This is a genomic window from Gordonia sp. JH63, from assembly GCF_009856645.1.
Classification (GTDB): Bacteria; Actinomycetota; Actinomycetes; order Mycobacteriales; family Mycobacteriaceae; genus Gordonia; species Gordonia hongkongensis.
Genome location: NZ_CP047235.1, coordinates 703,322 through 724,778 on the forward strand (window position 1 = coordinate 703,322; position 21,457 = coordinate 724,778).

General features: G+C 68.9%; 18 protein-coding genes. 6 read left to right on the forward strand and 12 right to left on the reverse strand.

The genetic code is table 11. The features are described 5' to 3' along the window. The first annotated feature begins 55 nt into the window (after positions 1-55). Positions 56-484 carry a hypothetical protein gene (locus GR168_RS03165; protein WP_058251345.1) on the forward strand — a complete coding sequence of 143 codons (429 nt, stop codon included), beginning with the start codon at positions 56-58 and terminating at the stop codon, positions 482-484. Between the two features lie 170 nt (positions 485-654). Here the strand turns inward: GR168_RS03165 and GR168_RS03170 are convergent, their stop codons facing one another. The 6 genes from GR168_RS03170 to glp form a co-directional block, all read right to left on the reverse strand. Next, entirely contained in the window at positions 655-1,512 is an 858-nt protein-coding gene (locus GR168_RS03170; RefSeq protein ID WP_159370000.1) for a universal stress protein, read from the reverse strand. Continuing rightward, on the reverse strand, positions 1,509-3,188 hold the full coding sequence (locus tag GR168_RS03175) for an MDR family MFS transporter (RefSeq protein WP_159370001.1): 1,680 nt from the start codon (positions 3,186-3,188) through the stop codon (positions 1,509-1,511). The genes GR168_RS03170 and GR168_RS03175 overlap by 4 nt, the downstream gene beginning before the upstream one ends. A 193-nt stretch (positions 3,189-3,381) precedes the next feature. Beyond that, positions 3,382-5,676: an AAA family ATPase gene (locus GR168_RS03180; RefSeq protein ID WP_159370002.1), complete on the reverse strand. Its 2,295-nt coding sequence runs from the start codon at positions 5,674-5,676 to the stop codon at positions 3,382-3,384. Then, positions 5,673-6,719: a phosphatidylcholine/phosphatidylserine synthase gene (locus tag GR168_RS03185; RefSeq protein WP_238995008.1), complete on the reverse strand. Its 1,047-nt coding sequence runs from the start codon at positions 6,717-6,719 to the stop codon at positions 5,673-5,675. The genes GR168_RS03180 and GR168_RS03185 overlap by 4 nt, the downstream gene beginning before the upstream one ends. Before the next feature lie 26 nt (positions 6,720-6,745). After that, a complete protein-coding gene (locus GR168_RS03190; RefSeq protein WP_159370003.1) occupies positions 6,746-7,477 on the reverse strand; it encodes a phosphatidylserine decarboxylase in 732 nt (243 codons plus the stop codon). Between the two features lie 104 nt (positions 7,478-7,581). Further along, positions 7,582-8,823, reverse strand: coding sequence for a gephyrin-like molybdotransferase Glp (gene glp, locus GR168_RS03195; RefSeq protein WP_159370004.1), 1,242 nt, complete (start codon positions 8,821-8,823; stop codon positions 7,582-7,584). A gap of 99 nt (positions 8,824-8,922) precedes the next feature. On the opposite strand from glp, the gene GR168_RS03200 reads away from it, so the two are divergent. Then, entirely contained in the window at positions 8,923-9,723 is an 801-nt protein-coding gene (locus GR168_RS03200) for an HAD-IIA family hydrolase (protein WP_159371807.1), read from the forward strand. Between the two features lie 275 nt (positions 9,724-9,998). On the opposite strand, the gene GR168_RS03205 is transcribed toward GR168_RS03200, so the two are convergent. From GR168_RS03205 to GR168_RS03220, 4 genes are all read right to left on the reverse strand, one after another. Then, positions 9,999-10,457 carry an SRPBCC family protein gene (locus GR168_RS03205; RefSeq protein ID WP_004022833.1) on the reverse strand — a complete coding sequence of 153 codons (459 nt, stop codon included), beginning with the start codon at positions 10,455-10,457 and terminating at the stop codon, positions 9,999-10,001. 101 nt (positions 10,458-10,558) lie between these two features. Beyond that, complete coding sequence (locus GR168_RS03210; protein ID WP_159370005.1) at positions 10,559-11,044, reverse strand: DUF350 domain-containing protein; 486 nt, start codon at positions 11,042-11,044, stop codon at positions 10,559-10,561. 140 nt (positions 11,045-11,184) lie between these two features. Next, positions 11,185-12,297 (reverse strand): acyl-CoA dehydrogenase family protein, encoded by a 1,113-nt coding sequence (locus GR168_RS03215; RefSeq protein ID WP_159370006.1) that lies wholly within the window; start codon positions 12,295-12,297, stop codon positions 11,185-11,187. Between the two features lie 41 nt (positions 12,298-12,338). Beyond that, positions 12,339-13,532 (reverse strand): acyl-CoA dehydrogenase family protein, encoded by a 1,194-nt coding sequence (locus GR168_RS03220; protein ID WP_058251335.1) that lies wholly within the window; start codon positions 13,530-13,532, stop codon positions 12,339-12,341. A 209-nt stretch (positions 13,533-13,741) separates the two neighbouring features. On the opposite strand from GR168_RS03220, the gene GR168_RS03225 reads away from it, so the two are divergent. Continuing rightward, the gene (locus GR168_RS03225; RefSeq protein WP_159370007.1) at positions 13,742-14,368 is read left to right on the forward strand and encodes a TetR/AcrR family transcriptional regulator; all 627 of its coding nucleotides are present in this window, start codon (positions 13,742-13,744) and stop codon (positions 14,366-14,368) included. A 1-nt stretch (position 14,369) separates the two neighbouring features. Here the strand turns inward: GR168_RS03225 and GR168_RS03230 are convergent, their stop codons facing one another. Next, a complete protein-coding gene (locus GR168_RS03230) occupies positions 14,370-15,623 on the reverse strand; it encodes an MFS transporter (RefSeq protein ID WP_159370008.1) in 1,254 nt (417 codons plus the stop codon). Positions 15,624-15,710: 87 nt separating this feature from the next. Between GR168_RS03230 and GR168_RS03235 the strand changes: the two genes are divergently transcribed. From GR168_RS03235 to GR168_RS03245, 3 genes are all read left to right on the forward strand, one after another. Beyond that, positions 15,711-16,325 carry a TetR/AcrR family transcriptional regulator gene (locus GR168_RS03235; RefSeq protein WP_159370009.1) on the forward strand — a complete coding sequence of 205 codons (615 nt, stop codon included), beginning with the start codon at positions 15,711-15,713 and terminating at the stop codon, positions 16,323-16,325. A 23-nt stretch (positions 16,326-16,348) separates the two neighbouring features. Further along, on the forward strand, positions 16,349-17,761 hold the full coding sequence (locus GR168_RS03240; protein ID WP_159370010.1) for an amidase: 1,413 nt from the start codon (positions 16,349-16,351) through the stop codon (positions 17,759-17,761). A gap of 588 nt (positions 17,762-18,349) precedes the next feature. Further along, positions 18,350-19,732 (forward strand): PQQ-binding-like beta-propeller repeat protein, encoded by a 1,383-nt coding sequence (locus tag GR168_RS03245; RefSeq protein WP_159370011.1) that lies wholly within the window; start codon positions 18,350-18,352, stop codon positions 19,730-19,732. An 89-nt stretch (positions 19,733-19,821) separates the two neighbouring features. Here GR168_RS03245 and GR168_RS03250 read toward each other — a convergent pair whose 3' ends face one another. After that, positions 19,822-21,447, reverse strand: a complete 1,626-nt coding sequence (locus GR168_RS03250) for a sodium/solute symporter (protein WP_065630162.1) — start codon at positions 21,445-21,447, stop codon at positions 19,822-19,824. Positions 21,448-21,457 lie beyond the last annotated feature (10 nt).

Consider the following 21,457-nt stretch of genomic DNA (forward strand, 5'->3'; position numbering starts at 1 on the left):
TCCCGGCGGGGTGTCACGGGCGAGCACCCGCGGTAGCTACTTTACCGTTGCCCGTATGTTCCGGTTCGACTGGCTCCGGCGTACCGCCGTCAGCATCGCCGCTGTCCTGCTGGTGTTCGGCCTCGTCGTGGGTTGTGCGGACGAGGAGCAGGCCGGCCCCGACGGCGTCCCGTTGCCGTCGGATTTCCCGGCCGCGCAGGTCCCGCTCATCGACGGTCACGTGCTCTCGGCGAGCGGCAGTCGCTCCGACGGTTGGGAGGTCGCGGTGCAGGGCCCGGCCAACGCAGGCAATCAGCTCGAGGCCGCGACCGAGACGCTCACCGAGGCCGGTTACGTCGAATCGCACCGGTCGACCGAGGGCGGACAATCGGTCGTCGTGCTGTCGGCGACCAAGGAGGGTTCGACCTACTGGGTCCAGATCGGCGCGTCCCCGCAGGCCGCGGGCGGTGGGTCGTCGGTCTTCTATCTGGTCAACGTGGAGTAGGCATCGCACTAGTGGTGTGTCTCGGAAATAAGCGACTGGTCTCCGGCGCTCGATCGGCGCCTGGCTGCGTTGTCGTCGGTCGAGATAGCTCCGCTATCCCTCCCTCCTCCGCCTTGCCAGAACACCGATCGCTCCACCGGATACCGGCCACCTATTTCCGAGACACACCACTAGCTCGTCGACCCGCGGTCGAGGTGACCGGACCGACTGTGATCGACGATCGCGATCGGGCATCGCGTGTGGTGCTGAGCGGCGCGCGCCACCGACCCCGCCCAGGTCGCGAAGGTGCTTCCCGCGCGTGGCCGGGTGACGACGAGCAGCGACGCCTGCGGAACCGCTTCGCCGACGGCCCTCGACGGATTGCCGTTGACCAGTTGCAGCGTCGTGTCGCGGTCGGGGAAGCGTCGGCGCCAGGGGTCGAGCAGCGCGTCGGCTCGCGCGTACACCGCTTCGATCCGAGCGGGCGGGGCGTCGTCGGGGATCGCGCACACGATCGCCACGGGGCTGCCGGTGGCATCGGCGTACTCGAAGGCGGTCGACAGCGCGAGATCGGACGGGGCGTCGGCATCGATGGCCGCGACGACCGGACCGCCCGTCGCGAGGTTGCCGTACGGGACTGTCACGACCGGGCATCGCGACCGGGCCGAGAGCGCGGAGCTGATGCTCCCGGTGGTGAGGCGTTCGATGAGGCCGGGTCGATGATGGCCGAGGACCATCAGATCGACCTGACCCGACAGCCTGGTGAGCAGGGGTATCGCGAAGTCGTGTTCGACGACGGTCTCGATGCGCAGGCCCGGATGCCGGGTGCCGAGACGGCCGGCCACCGCGGTCAGGTGGGCGGCCGCTGCCTGCCGCGTGGCGGTGACGTCGAAGTCGAGTTCGAACTCGCTGAGTGGTTGCAGCGCAACGGCTGCCGCGAATCCGTGAATCAGTAGCAGGCGGTCCCCGTCGCGGGCCGAGGCGGCCGCCCAGTGAGCGGCCGCCTCGGATTCGGGACTCAGATCGACCCCGACGGCGATGGTGTTCATCGGGCGCGGGTGGCGTCGCCCGTCCGCGTCTCGCCGGCGATGGCGTCGTCCGCGACGGGACCGACCGTCGACGGTGCCACAGCTGCGGGCACGGCGACGTCGGCGACCGCCGCCTCCTGCGCGCGGCGCTCCTCGTCGCTGCTCATCGTCTTCAGCGCAACCTCCTTGATGAACGCGATGGCGATGAAGCTCAGCGCCGCCATGACGGCCGCGACGAGGAAGACCCGGGCGGTCCCGTCGCCGTAGGCGCCGCGGACGATGGCCGCGATCGGAGCCGGCAGCTCGTTCAGATTGGCCAGGCCGGCACTGCCGCCACCGGATGCGCCGGCGCCGATGCCGAGTGCGCCGAGCCCCTTCGCGATGAGGTCGGTGACGTGGTTGGACAGAACCGCGCCGAGCACCGAGACACCCGCCGCGCCACCGAGGGAACGGAAGAAGGTGACCGTCGAGGTCGCCGCGCCGAGGTTGTCGGGGCTGACGTTGTTCTGCACCGCGAGGACCAGGTTCTGCATCGTCATACCCATGCCGCAGCCCAGGACGAAGAGGAATACACCGACCACGACCATGTCGGTGTGGGCGTCGATCGTCGCGAGCAGGCCGAAGCCGATCGTCATCATCGCGGCACCGGCCACGAGGAATCGCTTCCACCGCCCGTACCTGGTGATCAGGTTGCCCGACACGGTCGCCGAGAGCATCGAGCCGATGACCATCGGCAGCGTCAGCAGGCCCGCCGCGGTCGGCGAGTAGCCGCGCGCGATCTGGAAGTACTGCCCGAGGAACACAGCGCCGCCGAACAGGGCGACACCGACGCCGACGCTGGCGACAGTCGCCAGGGCCGTGGTGCGGTCGCGGAAGATGTGCAGCGGGATGATCGGGCTGGACACCCTGGACTCGACGAAGACGGCTGCGGCGAGCAGCGCGACTCCGAGTGCCACCAGTCCGTACGAGGTCATCGACGCCCAGTCGAAGTTCTTGCCCGCCAAGGTGACCCAGATGAGCAGGGTGCTGACGCCCGAGGCGATGAGGGCGGCGCCGAGGTAGTCGATGCTGACCTTCTTGCGGACCACCGGGACGTTCAGCGTGCGCTGGATGACGAGTAGGGCGATGACGGCGAGCGGGACGCAGACGTAGAACGTCCAGCGCCAGCCGAGCCAGCTGGTGTCGACGATGACGCCGCCGATGAGCGGACCGGCGACGGTCGCGACGGACATCACCGCGGCCATCGGGCCCTGGTAGCGGCCGCGTTCGCGCGGGCTGAACATCGTCGCGACGACGATCACGACCAGCGCCTGCAGGCCGCCGAGGCCCAGGCCCTGGATGACGCGGAAGCCGATCAGCATGTCGACCGAGGTGGAGAGCCCGGCGAGGACCGAACCCAGGGTGAACAGGAACAGCGCGCCCTGGACCAGCAGCTTCTTGCTGACCAGGTCGGCGAACTTGCCCCAGATGGGCGTGGTCGCGGTGGACGCGAGCAGGGTCGCGGTGATGACCCAGGTGTACTGGTCCTGGGTGCCGTGCAGGTCGGTGATGATCGTCGGCAGGGCGTTGGACACCACGGTCGACGACAGGAACGCGACGAACATGCCGAGCAGGAGGCCGATGAGGGCCTCGATCTTCTGACGATGCGTCATCGGCACGTCTTCGGCCGGCGCCATCGCGGACGCGGGTGCACTCATATGGCAAACCTCCGAGAAAGAGAGCTGCCCGCGACGAGGAGACGGGCGGGCGGCGAATCGGCGCGCGCGGTGGCGCACCCGATTGGTTGATTGATGCAACCATAAGTCGTGATGGTTGCAACCAACAACTATCGGAGGTTATTCCGGGTGTGTTCCGGGACTCACCCGGTGGCCGAGGGAGGCTCGGCGGTGCTCAGTCGAGCCGACGCTCGGCGTAGGCCTTGAGGTCGGCGACCTGCGCGGGATCGAGCGACGGCCGAACCCGCTTGCGGGCCTCCTCGACGTCGGCCACGGTGACCGCGGCGGCGTCGATGTCCCGGCGCATCGCCGACAGGGCGGCCTCGCGCAGCAGGGCCGAACAGTCGGCCGCCGAGTAGCCCTCGAGGTCGCCGGCCAGCTCGTCGAGGTCGACTCCGTCGAGCGGGACGTCGCGCCCGGTGGCGCGCAGGATGTCGCCGCGGGCGTCGGCGTCCGGCGGCGGCACGAAGACGAGCCGTTCCAGTCGCCCGGGCCGCAGAAGCGCCGGGTCGATGAGGTCGGGTCGGTTCGTCGCACCGAGCACCACGACGTCCTGGAGCGGTTCGACTCCGTCGAGTTCGGTGAGCAGCGCGGCGACCACCCGGTCGCCGACACCGGAGTCGGTGGACTGGCCGCGGCGCGGGGCCAGTGCGTCGACCTCGTCGAGGAAGATCAGCGAGGGCGCCGACTCGCGGGCACGGGCGAACAGATCCCGCACCGCCTTCTCCGACGACCCGACCCACTTGTCCATCAGCTCGGCGCCCTTGACCGTGTGCACCGACAGCTGACCCGACGCCGCGAGCGCGCGGACGACGAAGGTCTTGCCGCAGCCCGGCGGGCCGAACAGCAGCACCCCACGCGGCGGGTCGACGCCGAGCCGGGCGAAGGTGTCGGGGTGTTGCAGCGGCCACAGGACCGCTTCGGTCAGAGCCTGTTTCGTCTCGACCATGTCGCCGACGTCGGCGAGGGTGATCGAGCCAAGCGCGACGTCGGGGGAATCCGAGCGGGACACCGGCCGGATGACGTCGAGGGCGCCGACGAGATCCTCGGTGCGCAGCGACGGCGCGGACTTCTCGGCACTCGCGCGCGTCGCGGCGCGCAGCGCGGCCTCGCGGGCCAGCGCGGCGAGATCCCCGGCGACGAAACCGGGGGTGCGCGAGGCGACCGACGTGAGGTCGAGGTCGCCGTCGGTCGGGACGTTCGACAGGATCGCCGAGAGCAACCGCGCCCGGGTCGCGGCGTCGGGGAGGCCGATGACCAGTTCCCGGTCGCAGAGCGACGGGTCGCGCAACCGGGCGTCGAGGCGTACCGGTTCGGCGGTGGTCGCGATGAGTGCGATGCGGCCGTCGGCGATGCCGGAACGCAGTTCGTCGAGGATCAGTGCGGCGACGGGCTCGGGTTCGGCGGGTAACAGCGCGTCGACGTCGGTGATCAGCAGGACCCCGGCGGCCGCCCGGGTGCGGGCCACCGCGTCGGCGACCGTCCGCAGGCGGGTGTTGGCCTCCGTCGCGCCGACCGTCGGGCCGTCGATGGTCACCAGCGTGCGCGACGCGCACACCGAACGCACGAAGGTCGCCTTGCCGCCGCCGGCCGGGCCGGTGACCAGGACGCCGAGACGCGGTGTCGCACCGAGGGTGCGCAGCACCTCCGGCTCGTCGAGGGTGATGGTGAGCCACTCGGTGAGCTTGGTGATCTGGGAGTCCACGCCGACCAGCTCCGACACCGGCCGGACCGGGATCTCGGGCTCACGGGCGGGCGCGCGGACCGGGCTGGGCGCGGCGACCGGCCGCGGGCGGGAGTCGGACTCCGACACCATGCCGAGGGCGCCGGGGATCCGAGGTGACCCCGGACCGGTCCGGTCGACGAGGGGCGGCACCTCGCCCGCGGTCGTCGACCACAGCACAGCGGTGTTGGTCTGCACGCTCACCGGCGTCGACGCCGGACCGCCCGCGGGTGGCCCGGGCTCGGTGGCGGTGACGGTCAGCAGCTCGGTGGTCCAGGTGATCCCGACCGACCGGGCCAGGGCGCGCGTGGCCTCGGTCGCGGCGAGTTCGGGGCCGAGGTCGCGGGGGAGCAGCGAGACGGCGTCACCGACGGACAAGACCTTCCCCAGCAGCGCGCGGCGCAGCGTCGACTCGGTGATCGACTGGGTGGCCAGCGCCGAACCGCTCACCACCACCCGGCTCGCGCCCTGCACCTCAACGGGCGCCAGCACGACCGTCGAGTTCTCGCGGACGCCGGCGTTGGAGAAGGCGATCTCGTCGAGGAGGGCGACGCCGGTCGGCGCGGAGGCCTCGGTCGCGGCCACCACGGCGGCGGTGACCCGTGCGCCGGTGATCGACACCGCGTCCCATTCCCGCAGCGAGAGGGCCGTCAACACCTCGGGATGCACGCGGATGATGCCGCGCCGCGCCTCGGCCGCCGAGGGATTGTGCCGCGCGGTCAGCGTGAGGGAGGCCGGTGTGCTCATTCGGGTTCGCTTTCGGTCGTCTCGCCGGGCGCGCCGACCACGGACCGGCCGGGGCCGGTGGGACGGTTCAGGCCCATGCGGCCGAGGGAGTTGAGGACCGGCCGCCGGCGCCGGCCCCCGGGCGACGCCGTGCGCAGGGCGCGACGCTGGGCACGACGTTCGGCCGGTTTGTCGTCCCAGTGCTCGGGCCGGGAGGCGACCCAGCGACGTGCGCGCCACGCGTACGGGATGTGCAGGACGTATCCGGCGATGGCGATCATCATCAGCACGTACGGGAAAGTCACCAGCAGCGCCGCGGCCGCGGCGACCAGCACCAGTAGGCCGGCCACCGCGCGGGCCGGGATCGACGCGGTCTTTAGCGAGGACGTCGGGACGCGACTGACGGCCAGGAAGGCGACGAAGATCAGCCACCCGCCGACGGCCGGCAGCGACGTCCACCACCCGTCGCCGAACTGTTGCTCCAGCCCGATGGGCAGGAGCGCGCAGATCGCCGCGGCGGGCGCGGGGACACCGACGAAGAAATCCTTGGTGTACGCGGGTGCCTCGTCGTCGTCGAGCAGGGTGTTGAACCTCGCGAGGCGCAGGACGATGGCGCAGCAGTAGATCAGTGCGAGCACCCAGCCGAGGTCATGCCCGTCGATGAAGTAGAAGTAGATGATCATCGCCGGCACCACACCGAAGTTGATCGCGTCGGCCAGCGAGTCGATCTCGGCGCCGATCCGGCTCGTGGCTCCCATCAGGCGTGCGACCCGACCGTCGATGCCGTCAAGGAACGCGGCCGCGACCAGGAGAGCCATCGCGGTGTCGACGTCGCCGTTGATCGCCGACCGCATGGCCGTCAGGCCTGCACAGATCGCGAGGATCGTCAGCGACGACGGGATGACGATGCGGCTGGCCTGTGCCTGGCGCCGCAGACGCCGGCGCTCCGGCTCCCGCGGAACCGGATGTGTCTGTGCGTGCCGGCTGGCCGAGCGCGCGGTCGGGTTGCGCGCAGTGCGCGAGCCGGGGCGTCGCCGGCCGGGGTTCGTGCCGGGTGAGGTCATGTCGGTCGGGTTCACCGGGCCGGAGTTCACTGATCCAGGTACGCGAACGGGGTCTCGCCGCCGACCGCGCGCTGGCCGACCGAGACGCGGGGCCGGGTGCCGGCCGGGAAGTAGACGTCTACGCGCGATCCGAATCGGATAAGCCCGTAGGTCTCGCCGATCGTCAGCAAGTCCCCGACCGACGGCTCGCACACGATCCGACGGGCGACGAGACCGGCGATCTGCACGACGGCCAGCTCGGGCCCGGGCGTGCCGCCTTCGGCGGTGGTGCGGATGGTCATCGTGGTGCGCTCGTTGTCGCGGCTGGCCTCGGGGAGGTCGGCGGAGACGAACGCGCCGGGCGTGTGGGTCACGGTGGTCACCGTGCCCGCGATCGGCACGCGCTGCACGTGGACGTCGAAGATCGACAGGAAGGTCGAGACCCGGGGCAGCGGCTGTGTGCCCAGGCCGGACTCGGCGGGCGGGACGGCCTCGTCGACCAGGGCGATGGTCCCGTCCGCGGGGGCGACGACCACACCGGGCTCGGTGGGGGTGACCCGCTTCGGATGCCGGAAGAAAGCAGCGCACGCGCCGGCGGTCAGCGCGGCCGGTCGGGCGATCCAGCGGTGTCGACGCCCGAGGAGCGCGACGGCGGCGGGCGCGGCGACGAACGGCACACCCGCCGGGTGGATCGGAGGGATGGTCTCTCGGGCCAGATCGAGAAAATGGGCGACACGGCCGGTGTCACCGGAGCCGTCCGGACGCGGACGTCGGGCCACGATCAACCTCCTCTGGCCTGTGTCCAGGCCGGATAAATGGTGCGCACCGCATCGCCGGGTGCATCGGCGTCCACTCTAGAGCGCCGCGCCCGGAGACCTCGTCGTCAGCGCAGGACCAGCACGTCCACCAGGGTGCCCGCCTCGACCGCCTCGACGTCGGCGGGGACGTCGATGAGCGCGTCGGCCTCGGCGAGGTAGCGCAGGTGATGGGACGCCGGCGGGCCGATCGGGTCCACCCCGACCACCCCGTCGCGAGGCCCGGCGTCGAGCACGCCGCGCAGGAACTGTCGTTTGCCGCGGGGTGAGCGGATGTCGGCACCGAGACGGGCTCGGATCCGTTCCCGGTCGGCGGGCAGTGCCATCGCGGCCCGCAGCGCCGGCCGGATGAAGACCTCGAAGGACACGAGTGCACTGACGGGGTTGCCCGGCAGCGTGATGATCGGTACGCGCCGGCCGCGGGAGGAGGGGAAGTGGCCGCAACCCTGGGGCATACCGGGCTGCATCGCCACCTTCACGAACTCGACGGCCCCGGTCGCCGACAGTGCGTCCTTCACCACCTCGAAGGCGCCGGCGCTGACACCGCCCGAGGTGATGATCAGATCGGCGTCGTCGGCGACCTCGTCGAGCCGCGCGGCGAAGTCCGCGGTGTTGTCGGGCACGAAGTGCAGGTGACGACCGGCCGCGCCGGCCTCGATGACCGCGGCGGTCAGCATCGCGCCGTTGGACTCGTAGATCTGTCCGTGGCGCAACGGTTTTCCGGGTTCGACGAGTTCGGAACCGGTGGACAGCACGACGACCCGCAGCCGCCGGGCGACGGTGATCTCGGCGAGGCCCAGTGCGGCGAGCAGACCGATCTGGGGGGCGCCGATCACCGAGCCGGCGGGCAGCGCCCGGGTGCCGGCCTCGATGTCGGAGCCGCCGCGCCGGATGTGCCTGCCGCGCTCGGGTGCGGCGGTGAAGGTGACGGTCGGTGCCGCGGCCACCGGGCCCACCACGGCGTCGGTCAGTTCGACCGGGACCACCGCGTCGGCGCCCGCGGGCATCGGGGCGCCGGTCATGATGCGGTGCGCGGTGCCCGGCTCGAGAGTGAGGTCGTCGGTGCGGCCGGCGGGGATGTCCGCGGCCACCGGCAGGGTGACAGGGGCGTCGGCGCTCGCGTCCGCGAGATCGTCGGCGCGGACCGCGAATCCGTCCATCGCGGAGTTGTCGAAGCCGGGCAGCGACAGCGGGGCGTCGACGTCGGTGAACGTGGCGAGACCCAGCGATTCGGGTACTGCGATCTCCGACGGTTCGGCGGGGCCGAACAACGCCGCGACGATGCGCTGATGTTCTACGACGGTACGCATCCGCTCAGCATGCCAGGTGTCGACGGAGACCATGCCGCCGTCCCGGCAGGTGACCGGGCCGTCCTGCGACGCCGCTGGGCGAGGACTACATTCGTGCGCATGGCGCTGGGTCTGCTGTTCGACATCGACGGGGTGATGGTCACCTCGTGGCAGGCGCTGCCCGGCGCGGTCGAGGCGATCGCCGATCTCGCCGACCAGGGCATCCCGCGGATGTTCTTGACCAACACGACGTCCCGCTCGCGTGGCGAGATCGCCGAGGCGCTCAACGAATGCGGTTTCGAGGTGAAGCCGGACGAGATCCTGTCGGCCGCCAAGCTGACCGCCGAACACGTCGCCGCCACCTATCCGGGCAAGCGCGTGTGGGTGCTCAACCAGGGCCCGATCGCCGAGGACATGACCGGCGTGGAGTTGACCGACGACCCGGCGTCGGCCGAGGTGGTGGTACTCGGCGGTGCCGGTTCGGTCTTCACGCACGCCACGCTGTCCAAGGTCCTGGAGATGATGCTCGACGGGATTCCGGTGATCGCGATGCACCGGTCCATGACCTGGTCGACGGCGGACGGCTTGAGCATCGACACCGGGGTATACCTCGAGGGCCTCGAAAAGGCTTCGGGCGCAAAGATCAAGGCGATCGGCAAGCCCTCGCCGGTCGGTTTCCGGGCGGCCACCGAAGTGCTCGGTCTCGAGCCGACCCAGGTGGTGATGGTCGGCGACGACATGCACAACGACGTTCTCGGTGCCCAGGCCGCGGCGTTGATCGGCGTGCTGGTCCGCACCGGCAAGTTCCGCGAGGAGGCGCTGCATGCGTTGCAGCGTGACGAGTTCGGGCCCTACCCCGACCACATCATCGACTCGGTCGCCGACCTCCCCGAGCTCATCGGCAAGCTCAGCGGAACCTGATCGCCGAGCTCATCGGCAAGCTCAGCGGGACCTGAGCGTCCACAACTCTGCTCCCTGAGGTGCGAGCGAAGCGAGCCACGAACGGGCTCGCAAGCTGCCTCACCAGGCCCTTCGTGGCTCGTCGCTTGCGCTCCTCGCACCTCAGGGAGCAGAGGGGCGAGCGTCTCTCCGCTCCCTGAGGAGCGAGCTTGCGAGCGTCTCCCCGCTCCCTGAGGAGCGAGCTTGCGAGCGTCTCCCCGCTCCCTGAGGAGCGAGCTTGCGAGCGTCTCGAAGGGTCAGTTGGACTCGGCGGCGCGCTTGATCTTGCCCAGCGTCTCGGCCATCCCGAGTTTGAGCTCCTCTTCGAACGAGTCGGCGCCGCCGAAGAGCTTGTCGACGAGCACCGACGACACCTTGGTGGTCGACCCGTTGACCTCGCGCCGCTCGGTGACCGTGACCCCGGCGTCCTTCGGGGTGATGGTGTAGCTCCAGATGGTGTGGTTCTCCGCGACCCGGAAGCCGAGTTCCTGGTTCGGGGTGAACCGGACGACCTTGGAGGTGGTCGGCCACACCAGCGGGCCCCGGCGGTTGATGTTGATGGTCTTGGTCCCCAACCCGACGGTGCCGCCGCGGATGATCATCTTCTTGCACTGGGGGCTCCACTCGCCCATGCGCTTCAGATCGGAGATCACCGACCACACCTGCTCGGGCGTGGCGTCGATGTCGATGGATTCCTCGATGAGTGCTGCGGTCATGGTCGCTCACCCTATGGGCTTGTTGGCCGAGGGTCAATAAGCATGTTCGGGCGCCCGAGTCAACCCCGGAAAACGCCTGGACCAGCGATGTCGCGCCGAACTCAGACCAGCAGGGTGATCCCGATGACGGCACCGATGGCCACGAAGACGGCGGCGGTGATCCAGCCGGCGGGGTGTTCGTCGACGGCCCGGCGGCCGGTCGTCACGGCGTCGTCGGGGGTCTCGTCACTGCGCGGTGCGCCGTCGAAGAGCAGCGTGCCGAGCTTTCCGGGTGTGAGCCAGTCGATCAGCACGAACGACCACATCATCACCGCGATCGCCAAGACCGTGTATGCGACGGTGTAGAGCAGCGCGCGCCACAGCTCGAGGAGTTCGGTGTCGATGACCGAACAGACCAGCACGATCGCGAGGCCGATGACCATCGACGTGGTCAGCAGCACCGCGTTGCGGTTGTGTTCGATCCACACCAGCTGCCGCAGCCGGCCCGGTGTCACCAGGTCGAGGGCGGCGAAGCCGAGGACGAGCACGGCGATCCCGACCAGGCTGAACGATGCCCCCGCGGCCAGGTTGTCCCGCAACAGTTCCATCCGGCTCCCTCTCGCCTCGCATCGGAATCAGCGGGCTGCCGCCCGACAACGACATCAGCGGGCTGCCGCCCGACAACGACGTCAGCGAAGGCCTGCGCGCGAGAACGCGCAGGACCTTCGCTGAAGGACAGTAGCCGGTATCAGCCGACGCTGAGCATGTCGTAGGTGTCGATGTTCTCCGCCAGGCGGGTCACATGGTCCGACGCGTCGCCCAGGGTGTGGCTGATCGCCGTCAGACGGCTCACGTAGTGGGCGATCGGGTACTCGGCGGTCATACCGATACCGCCGTGCATCTGGATCGCTTCCTGACCGATCAGGCGCGCCGACCGGCAGATCTGCAGCTTGGCCCGCGACGCGATGATGGGATCGGCGATCCCGTCCGCCAGCGCCGACGTCGCGTAGAGGCTCAGGCTGCGGGCGAGTTCGAGCTGGACGTACATGTCGGCAGCACGGTGGGTCAGTGCCTGGAAGGCCGACAGCGTGACGCCGAACTGCTTGCGCGACTTGAGGTATTCGACGGTCAGGTCCAGGCTCCGCTCCATCGCGCCGACGGCCTCGGCGCACAGTGCGGTCTGGATGCCGACCTCGACGTCGGCGATGGTCTGCGACGCGTCGCCGGTGCCCAGGCGGGTGGCCTTGACGTCGCGGAACTCGATCTGTGCGCCGCGGCGGCGATCGTGCGTCCGGTATGGGGTCCGGGTGATGCCGTCGGCGTCCGCGTCGACCAGGTAGAGGCCGACGCCGTTGTCGTCGCGCGCCGACACGATCAGCTTCGCAGCGCAATCGCCGTGTCCGACAAGGCTCTTGGTGCCGTTGAGGACGCCGTCGGCCGACGCGGTGGTTTCCACCCGCGCCTCCGGCCAGCGGTCGCCCGGCTCGGTGTGGGCGAAGGCCATCAGCAGTTCGCCCGACGCCAGTGCGGTCCGCAGCTCGGCGCGGGTCGCGTCGTCGGCGAGGCCGAGGAGCGAGCCGGGGACGAGGACCGAGTCGAGGTAGGGCTCAGGTGCCAGTGCGCGGCCGAGTTCGGTCATGACACTGGTGAATTCGACGGGGCCGGCGTCCATGCCGCCCTCGTCCTCCGGGAAGGTGAGGCCGAGGATGCCGATCTCGGCCAGCGACTTCCACACCTTCTCGCTCCAGCCGAGATCGGTGTCGGTGACCTTGCGCAGCGTCTCGACGTCGTAGGTCTTGGTGAGGACCTCGCGAACGGTGTCGCGCAGCATCCCCTGCTCTTCGGAAAGCTCGAAATCCATGGTGTTCCTTAGTGAAAGGTCGAAAGGTGCGGGGTCGGCGCTCAGAGGCCGAGGACAGCCTTGTCGATGATCTGGCGCTGGACCTCCGACGACCCGCCGTAGATCGTGACCTTGCGGTAGTTGAGGTAGGTCGGGGCGGCGAGCTGGGCCCATTCGGGGGCGCTCACCTCGGCGCTGCCGTTCGGAGCCGAGGCGTCGAGCTGGGCGACCGGGAGCGAGTCGGGGCCCGCGATGTCGGCGAGGAGCTCCATGGCGGCCTGCTGCAGCTGGCTGCCGGTCAGCTTGAGCAGCGACGATGCCGGGTTAGGCTTGCCGTCGGCCGACGAGGCGGCGACGCGCAGCTGGGTGAGCTCGAGGGCGAGCAGTTCGTTCTCGACCTCGGCCAGGCGGGCGGCGAACAGCGGATCGTCGAGCAGGGTGCCCTTGGCGGTGCGGGTCTGCTTCGCGAGCTCCTTGGCGCGGGCGAGCTTGGCCTTGGTGTAACCGACACGGGCGATGCCGTTGCGCTCGTTGCCGAGCAGGAACTTCGCCTGGGTCCAGCCGCTGTTCTCCTCGCCGACCATGTTCTCGGCGGGCACGCGGACGTCGTTGAAGAAGACCTCGTTGACCTCGTAGCTGCCGTCGATGAGCTGGATCGGGCGGATCTCGACGCCCGGCGTGTCCATCGGGAACAGGAACATGCTGATGCCGGCCTGCTTCTTGACATCGGGGTTGGTGCGCGCGAGGCAGAAGATCCAGTCCGCGAACTGGCCGAGCGTGGTCCAGGTCTTCTGGCCGTTGATCACGTAGTCGTCGCCGTCGCGGACCGCGCGGGTCTTCAGCGAGGCGAGGTCGGAGCCGGCCTCGGGCTCGGAGAAGCCCTGGCACCACCAGATGTCGAGGTTGGCGGTCTTGGCCAGGAAGCGTTCCTTCATCTCGTCGGAACCGAACTGGGCGATGACCGGGCCGATCATGCCGACGTTGAACGGCAGCATGTCGGGGACGAACGCGAGGCTCATCTCCTCGCGGTAGATGTGATGCTGGATCGGGGTCCAGTCCTTGCCGCCGTGCTCCACCGGCCAGCTGGGGGTGGCCACACCGTGCTCGTTGAGGATGCGCGTCGTGGTGACGAGGTCCTCGGGGTACTGGAGCTTGCCCTCTTCGCACCGCTTGCGGACGTCTTCGGGGACCTTGGCGAAGATGCTGCGCAACTCCTCGCGGAAGGCCTCTTCTTCAGGACTGAATTTCAGCTGCATGGGTTCTTCTCTACTCCTGTCGAGGGTGTCCGTACCCCGGGCGGTGTGGTCGAACTGGGGACCTCTGCCGTGTGCACCCAGGCTGGGGAAACCCAACCGAGCCACGAATGACTAAGCGCTTGCTTAGTGATAGGTTGCACTATGCCGCGCGGGCCGGATGCTGTCAATCACGGGCACGTCGCGATGACCAGTCCGACCGTTCCGAGAAGGTGGCCGTGGGCCCGTCTGCCGATCCGACGCCCGAAGTCCGGCCCGTGGCCGCCCGGGCCCGGCTCCTGCGCGCCGCCGTCGAGGCGTTCGCGGCGAAGGGGTTCAACGGGACGACCACGAGAGACATCGCCAACGGCGCGCAGATGAGTTCGGCGGCGGTCTACGTGCACTTCCGCTCCAAGGAGGAGTTGCTGTTCGAGATCTCCGACGCCGGTCATCGCGCGATTCTCGCGGCGATCGACGACGCCGATGATACGTCGGCGTCCCCCGGCGACCGGCTGCGGGCGATCTTCCACGCCTTCACCGAGCACCACGCGCGCGAGCACGTGGGGGGCCGGGTGGTGAACTACGAACTCAACGCCCTCGCGCCCGACCATCTGGACACGGTGATGGCCATGCGTCGCGAGATCACCAGACGGGTGCGCGAGATCATCGAAGCCGGGATCGCATGCGGGGACTTCGATGTCGCCGACTCGCTCGCCACCACCAACGCGATGCTGTCCATGGGGATCGATGTCGCGCGCTGGTACCGCGACGGGGGGTCACTCTCGCCCGAGGAGATGGGGGGCTTCTACGCGGAGCTGGCCACGCGGATGGTGGGATGGCGACCGCCCGTCGGCGGGTGACTCAGCCCCTGCATGCCGGTTCCGGTTGCGACGGAGAGACTTCGACTGCGTTTCGGGCTGCGGATGCTGCCCGGCGGCGCACTGTCACCGCGAATGCCGCCGCGATCATCACCATCGCGAGAACGTAGCCGACGTAGCCGATGATGGTGTCGCGCAAACCGATGTGCGAGACGACGATCCCGGCGATCACAGCCGGGACGCTGAATGCGAGGTAGCTCGCCACGAACACCGACGAGAAGACCTGACCGCGCTTCGTGGGAGGTGTCGCAGCGGTGATGTTGTCCATCGCGGAGAGGAAGGTGGCGGCCCAGCCCGAGCCGGCCACGATCGAACCGACGATGTAGAAGGGCAGGGATTCGATGAGGACCCCGGCCAGTGAGATCACCACGCCGGCGGCGAGTGCGGGGAATCCGTACGCAGCTTTGATCGTCGACGAGCGATCGGTGATGAACAGGGACGTGACGGCCGCGCAGGCGAAGAAGACGAACAGGATCGCGCCCGCCGCGCCGTGGTTGCCCACACCGAACACACGGGAGACCACCGACGACCCGAGCGAGAGATACAGGCCGCCGAGGGACCAGGTGGCGACGAGCGCGGGAACTGACGCCAGGAACACCGTGCGGACCTCGCGAGGCACGCGCACCTGCGGCGCGAGCGTGCCGGCCAGGTGCCGTCGAGAATCGAAGCCGATTCGCTCGCGGGTCTCCGGGACGACGAGAAGTGCGATCAGCAGTGCGGCGAACAGGCCGAGGATGATCTCGTAGATCAGGACGCGGGGTGCGGGTGCGTACTCGACGAGCACCCCGGCCACGGCGACGCCGCTCGCCAGGCCGATCGCCGGGGCTGCGCCGACGATCGTCGATCCGGCACGGGCCGAGGGCTGCAGATCGACCGTCGTCGCGGTCAAGGTGCCCATCGCTGCGCCGGTGGCCAGGCCTTGCAGGGCGCGCGCGGCGAGCAGGGTGCCGACGTCCTCGGCTACGACGAACAGCACCATGCTCGCGATGAGCAGGACGAGCGCGACGGCGAGGACAGGCCGCCGGCCGACATGATCGGACAGAGACCCGACCGTCAGAAGGCTCACCAGCATGGTCACCACGTACACCGCGAACACGAGCGTCAATGTGAGCGCGGAGAATCCCCACAGTTCCTGATACACGGGGTACAGCGGCGACGGTGCCGCGGACGCGAACAGGACCATCGTGTACGTCGCCGCGATCAGCCAGAACGCGCGATGTGGGTGCAGTGGCGCCACGAGGTCTCCTTAAAGCAAACAGGTTTGCATTCAGAAACTAGCCCGGACTGCGATCCAAAAGCAATCAGCTTTGCAATAATGGCTTGCATGACGACGGCCCGCACCCCCGACAGCCCGATTTCTGGTGCTCCCCCCTCGCCGACCCGTCGTCCAGGTGGTCGTAGCGCGCGCGTGCAATCGGCGGTCTACACGGCAGTCGGTCAACTCGTCGGCGCCGGGCGGCGCGATTCGATGACGATCCCCGAGGTCGCCGAACTCGCCGGGGTGAATCCGACCAGCATCTATCGACGCTGGGGAACGATCGACGCGCTTCTCGGGGAGGTCGCCGTTGCGGCGTTGACGCAGGGCGAACCCCTGCCCGACACCGGCACTCTCGCCGAGGACCTGTCCGAGTGGGCGCAGATCATCGCCGCCGACATCGCACGCCCGAAGCGCCGCGCCTACCTCCGGGCCATGGTCGCCGCGCGCGAGGACATCGTCGAGGTCTGCCCCTGCTGGGAGATCCGGCGGGAGCACGCCGAACAGATGATCGCGCGGGCGCGGGACCGCGGCGAGGCCACACCGTCGGTCCGACAGGTGCTCGACCACGTGATCGCCCCGCTGTATCACCACGCGGTCTTCGGACTCGAGCTCGACGCCGATCACGCCGCCGGCCTGGTCGATGACGTCTTGTCGATGATCGGAGCTGCGCCGAGAAGGTAGGCCGAGACGATAGGGTCCCGGGAATGAAACACGTTCACGCGTTCACCGACGACGCACTCGGCGAGCACGACGCGGTCGGCGTCGCCCAGGCCATCGCATCCGGAGAGATCTCCGCCGCAGAGGCGGTCGAGGCCGCGATCGCGCGGATCGATGCCGTCAACCCGCACCTCAACGCCGTCGCCTTCGACGATCGCGAGCGTGCGCGCAAACGCGCGGTCGAGAACGACTTCCCACTGGGATCGTTCATCGGGGTGCCGTCGATCATCAAGAACAACACCGACTTCGCGGGGCTGCCGACCTGTCACGGTTCGGCTGCGGTGCCCCAGCGACCGGCGAAGGCCAACGAGGCGTTCACCAATCAGTTCCTCGCGAGCGGCGTCAATGTGGTCGGCGCGTCGACGATGCCCGCCTTCGGGTTGACCTCGACGACGGAGTTCGTCGACCGTGAGCCGACCCGCAACCCGTGGGACACCGACTACTCGTCGGGCGGCTCGTCCGGTGGTTCCGCGGCGCTCGTCGCGGCCGGTGCACTGCCGATCGCCCACGCCAACGACGGCGGCGGGTCGATCCGCATCCCCGCCGCCATCTGTGGGTTGGTCGGACTGAAGCCGAGTCGCGGGCGCGTCGAGGCGTCGAAAGAGACCCGGGACGCGCCGATCGACCTCGTGTCGAACGGGATCGTCAGCCGTTCGGTGCGCGACACCGCCCGATTCCTCGCCGACACACAGGGTTTCCGGCCCGCGCCCGGGATGCCGCCGGTCGGGCTGGTCGAGGGGCCGGGGACCAAACGGCTCAAGATCGCGCTGATCACCGAGCCGCTGACCGGCTCGCTGCTCGACCGGGACACGCAACGGTGTGTCACCGAGGCCGCCGAGCTGGTCGAGTCCCTCGGGCATCGCACCGAGATGGTGCCGCTGCCGGTGGACCGGGACTACGTCCGGGACTTCATCGACTACTGGTCGCTGCTCGCACTGGCGCTGGACCGATTCGGAAAACGGGTGGTCGACAAGGGCTTCGACCGTTCCCAGGTGGACTCGTTCACCCGTGGGCTCTCGCGTAGCGCGCTCCGGCACTTCTACCGGCTGCCGGGGGCGGTCCGCGGGCTGCGGAAGTCCACGGCCGCGATCCGCGGACTGCACGACACCTTCGATGTGGTCCTCAACCCGACCGTCGTCCACGCGACCCCGGAGATCGGGTACCTCGATCCCGCACTCGACTTCGACGAGGCGATGGGCCGGCTGACCCGGTTCATCGCCTTCACCCCGGCCAACAACACCGCGGGCACCCCGGCGATCAGTCTGCCGCTGGGACAGACGGAATCGGGCATGCCCGTGGGCATCCACTTCGCTGCCGACCTCGGCCAGGAACGCACCCTCCTCGAGTTGGCCTTCGAACTCGAGGCGGCCCGACCGTTCGCGCGGATTCAGGACGCCTGAGATACGTAATTCGTTCCCGCGGTGCCGTTTCCGTTCCGCTTATTGGATCCGATAAGCACGACGGAAACGGCACCGCGGGAGTGTTGGTCGGCCTGGGGACGCGCGACTGACCGAGATGCCGAACTCCGATAGTCTGCCCGGCAGCACCGAATGAGTTCAGTCGACGGGGGTGGGATGAACGGTCATGGGATGGCGCAAGAGTCCGAGACGATCAGCGCCGGCCATTCCGGCGTCACGGTGGACGGAAGTTATCGAAGGTCGTCCGCCGCATCCCGCTTCGCCGGCTACGTGACTACTGTTTCCGCGGTTGCCGGAATCGTCCTCTCCGGGCTGGCGTTTGTTCAACGGGTTCCGTCGGGTCGGGTGTCTGACGGATTCTGGACCGGACCACAATGGGCCGCAACAACACTCGTGCTCGGAGTATCACTCGGGTTGTCGCTCGTGATTGGTGTCGTACTGCTCAGCTTCGTCGGTCGCGGTCCGGCAATCGGGTCGGCCCTGGTCTCGGGGGTCTGCCTCGCCTATTCGGTCCGATCCGAGGCGGTCGATACCATCGCGGCGCTGACGGGAGGCCCGGGCGGACATGACGTGGTACGAACGGTCCTGGCGGCGTGGGCGTGCCTGCTCGTCGCCGCGGTCGCGGCGACGTTTCGACGAGATCGATTGTCTCTAAGAGAGGTCGGCGCAATCGCCGTTGTCGCTCTCGTCGTGACACTGGCGATCGGTCTCACGCCGTTCGAGCGCAGTGGAGCGACGGGGACCGACGCCATTCGGATTCCCGAAGCGCCGCCTTCGGTCACCGGGGAACCAGCCTACCGAGTGGATGATGTCGATCCCTGGTCGATCACCCCGGCCGGCCCGGGCTTCGCCGCAGTCGTCGATGACATCCTGGTCGCCTACGACGGCACGACGGGCCGACCACGGTGGAGCCTCACTCCCGATGGCGTCGGAGCGGCGAATTGCGCTGAGCGAGGGTTCGATCGCGTCACCAGTACCGGAACGGGAACCGATTCAGTGGTCGTGGTCGGTTGTGACTACGCCCGCGCAGGGCGGGTGGGGTATTTCACGACCGGGATCGATGCGATGACAGGACAGGTCCTCTGGACCAACGATTCGCCGTGGATTCTGATTTCCGACGTGCCACGCGCCGGACGCGTCGATCAGCCAGTGGCTGTGATCCGTGACGGCGAGATGGCAGTTCTCGAACCTCGGAGCGGAGAGGTCAGATGGCAGCGACGTGTGTCGCCGCCGACCGGACGTGATGAACCGAACCCGCATCCGCGCTCGGTCTTCGCTGCCGGTCATCATGTGGTCTATGTGGCTCCTGGCAGGGGTCATGTGAAGGTCGTTGTCTTCGACGCCCTGACCGGAGCGGATCGGACCCATCGCATCGCAATCACGGCGGCAGACGAGCGGTTCGACGTCAGCGTCGGCGAGACAGGCGACTCCGAGTTCGTGGCTCACCTGTGGGACCTCGATGACGTCCCCCGGGCATTGGTGGTCTCCATAGCGAACGGCGGCCACGAGCCGGTGGACAGATGGTGGTGGGGTTCAGATGCTCGAGGGCGCCGGATGACGGGGATCCATGTGAACGCGCAGCCGTCCTGGGGTATGTACTTCGACCAGCCCGGGGCGGTAGTCATCGGACATCTGGATTCTCGCTCGTCGACCCGCGTCACGATCCCGAAAGGTACCGACTGGCCACGCGATCCGATCCCGGAGTCGCAGAGCTGGGTTCTTCTGCACGACTCCGTGGTGACGGCCCAACTGAAGCGACCTCTCGAGAACCAGGGGCGGTACGACCTGACGACGATCCACCCGGACGGTTCGATCGCGTCCGTACCGTCGCCGTGCGGGCAGACGTTGGGTGGCGTCGTACCCGTTCCGGGAGCCGTGCTGGTTACATGCTTCGGCGATCCCGGTGATCTCAGCTCACCGGTGAGTGTGGCGGCACTTCGCCCGGATAGCTGAGCGTGCCCCCAAAAATCCACCCCTGTTCCGCACACCCACCGCCTTGCAAGGCGGTGGGTTCACGGAACAGGGGTGGGTTTGCGAATGACCTAGTGCTGCACGGCCTTCTCGGCCCCGATGCCGGTGAGGGAGCGAACCTCCATCTCGGCGTTGCGTTCCGGGGTGCCGTTGTCCGACGGGCTGGTCAGCGTGCCGACGATGCCGAGGACGAAGGCCAGCGGGATCGAGATGATGCCCGGGTTGGCCAGCGGGAACCAGGCGAAGTCGGCGCCGGAGATCATGGCGGTCGACGACCCGGAGACGGCGGGGGAGAAGACGATCAGGACGATCGTGGAGATCAGGCCGCCGTACATGCTCCACAGGGCGCCGCGGGTGTTGAACCGCTTCCAGTAGAGCGAGTAGACGATCGTCGGCAGGTTCGCGGCCGCGGCGATCGCGAAGGCCAGCGCCACCAGGAAGGCGATGTTCTGGCCGTTGGCGAGGATGCCGAGGACGATGCTGACGATGCCGAGGACCACGACGGTGTATCGCGAGACGCGGACCTGGTCGTCCTCACTTGCCTTGTTGCGCTTGATCACCGAGGCGTAGATGTCGTGGGCGAACGACGCCGACGCGGTGATGGCGAGGCCGGCGACCACGGCGAGGATCGTCGCGAAGGCGACCGCCGAGATGATGCCCAGCAGGACCACGCCACCGAGTTCGAACGCGAGCAACGGTGCGGCCGAGTTCTGTCCGCCGGCGGCGTCGAGGATCTTGTCCGGTCCGACCAGGGCGGCCGCTCCGTAACCGAGAACCAGGGTGAACAGGTAGAAGGCGCCGATGAGGGCGATGGCCCAGACCACCGACTTGCGAGCCTCTTTCGCGGTCGGCACGGTGTAGAACCGCATCAGCACGTGCGGGAGGCCCGCGGTGCCGAGGACGAGCGCGATGGCGAGCGAGATGAAGTTGATCTGGCTCGTCAGGGACCCGCCATACTGGGCACCGGGAGCGAGAACGTCACGCGCGGCGACCTTTTCGCTGGTCGAGTCGGTCACCGCGTCCTGTGCCGCACCGAGGATCGACGACAGGTTCATGCCGAACTTGGCCAGCACGATGACGGTCATGATGCCGGCACCCGCGATGAGCAGGACGGCCTTGATGATCTGCACCCAGGTGGTGCCCTTCATGCCGCCGATGAGCACGTAGACGATCATCAGCGCACCGACGACGGCGATGACGATGGACTGGCCGAGGCGCCCCTCGATGTCGAGGAGCAACGCGACCAGGCCGCCGGCGCCGGCCATCTGGGCGAGCAGGTAGAACAGCGACACCGCGAGGGTGGAGATCGCCGCGGCCAGACGCACCGGGCGTTGCTTGAGGCGGAAGCTGAGGACGTCCGCCATCGTGAACTTGCCGGTGTTGCGCAGCAGTTCCGCCACGAGCAGCAGCGCGACCAGCCACGCGACGAGGAACCCGATGGAGTAGAGGAAGCCGTCGTAGCCGTAGACCGCGATGGCGCCCGCGATGCCGAGGAAGCTGGCCGCCGACAGGTAGTCGCCGGCGATGGCGACGCCGTTCTGCGGTCCGGAGAAGCCGCGACCGCCGGTGAAGAAGTCGGCGGCGGTGTTGTTGTTCTTGCTGGCCTTGATGACCACGAACATCGTGACCGCGACGAACGCGGCGAAGATGGCGATGTTGGCGGCCGGGCTGCCGACGGTCGCCGCGAGGACGGTCACGTCGGTGGTG